The sequence below is a fragment of the Streptomyces sp. NPDC093252 genome, from assembly GCF_040683675.1.
Taxonomy (GTDB): Bacteria; Actinomycetota; Actinomycetes; order Streptomycetales; family Streptomycetaceae; genus Streptomyces.
Map to the genome: position 1 here is coordinate 1 of NZ_JBFBEM010000037.1, position 1,463 is coordinate 1,463.

At 58.4% G+C, this 1,463-nt stretch carries 2 rRNA genes; both read left to right on the plus strand.

The window, feature by feature from the left end:
* Positions 1–523: ribosomal RNA gene (locus AB0O01_RS36455) — 16S ribosomal RNA — on the plus strand; the annotation flags it as partial.
* Between the two features lie 308 nt (positions 524–831).
* A 23S ribosomal RNA gene (locus AB0O01_RS36460) occupies positions 832–1,463 on the plus strand; the annotation flags it as partial.

The following is a 1,463-nucleotide window of genomic DNA, read 5'->3' on the forward strand; positions in this document are numbered from 1 at the left end:
TTGTGGTCGGTGTACAGGTGGTGCATGGCTGTCGTCAGCTCGTGTCGTGAGATGTTGGGTTAAGTCCCGCAACGAGCGCAACCCTTGTTCTGTGTTGCCAGCATGCCTTTCGGGGTGATGGGGACTCACAGGAGACCGCCGGGGTCAACTCGGAGGAAGGTGGGGACGACGTCAAGTCATCATGCCCCTTATGTCTTGGGCTGCACACGTGCTACAATGGCCGGTACAATGAGCTGCGATACCGTGAGGTGGAGCGAATCTCAAAAAGCCGGTCTCAGTTCGGATTGGGGTCTGCAACTCGACCCCATGAAGTCGGAGTTGCTAGTAATCGCAGATCAGCATTGCTGCGGTGAATACGTTCCCGGGCCTTGTACACACCGCCCGTCACGTCACGAAAGTTGGTAACACCCGAAGCCGGTGGCCCAACCCCTCGGGGAGGGAGCTGTCGAAGGTGGGACTAGCGATTGGGACGAAGTCGTAACAAGGTAGCCGTACCGGAAGGTGCGGCTGGATCACCTCCTTTCTAAGGAGCACTTCTCACCAGCTTCACCGCTGGTCAGAGGCCAGTACACCGGCGAGTGCCCGGTGCTGGTTGCTCATGGGTGGAACGTTGATTATTCGGTCTGGATCCGGTTTCGGAGACCACTAGTACTGCTCGTCAGAGCGTGGAACGTGGTTCTTCGGGGCGGGTGCGGGCCGGGCACGCTGTTGGGTGTCTGAGGGAATGATCTTCTTCCTTCAGTTGCCGGCCCCGGTGCAGCACTGCGTGTGCGGTGTGTGACGGGTGGTTGGTCGTTGTTTGAGAACTGCACAGTGGACGCGAGCATCTGTGGCCAAGTTTTTAAGGGCGCACGGTGGATGCCTTGGCACCAGGAACCGATGAAGGACGTGGGAGGCCGCGATAGTCCCCGGGGAGTCGTCAACCAGGCTTTGATCCGGGGGTTTCCGAATGGGGAAACCCGGCAGTCGTCATGGGCTGTCACCCATGCCTGAACACATAGGGCATGTGGAGGGAACGAGGGGAAGTGAAACATCTCAGTACCCTCAGGAAGAGAAAACAACCGTGATTCCGGGAGTAGTGGCGAGCGAAACTGGATGAGGCCAAACCGTATGCGTGTGAGACCCGGCAGGGGTTGCGTATACGGGGTTGTGGGATCTCTTGTCTGTCGTCTGCCGGCGGCAGGGCGAGTCAGAAACCGTTGATGTAGGCGAAGGACATGCGAAAGGTCCGGCGTAGAGGGTAAGACCCCCGTAGCTGAAACATTGACGGCTCGTTTGAGAGACACCCAAGTAGCACGGGGCCCGAGAAATCCCGTGTGAATCTGGCGGGACCACCCGCTAAGCCTAAATATTCCCTGGTGACCGATAGCGGATAGTACCGTGAGGGAATGGTGAAAAGTACCCCGGGAGGGGAGTGAAATAGTACCTGAAACCGTGTGCCTACAAGCCGTGGGAGCGTCGGA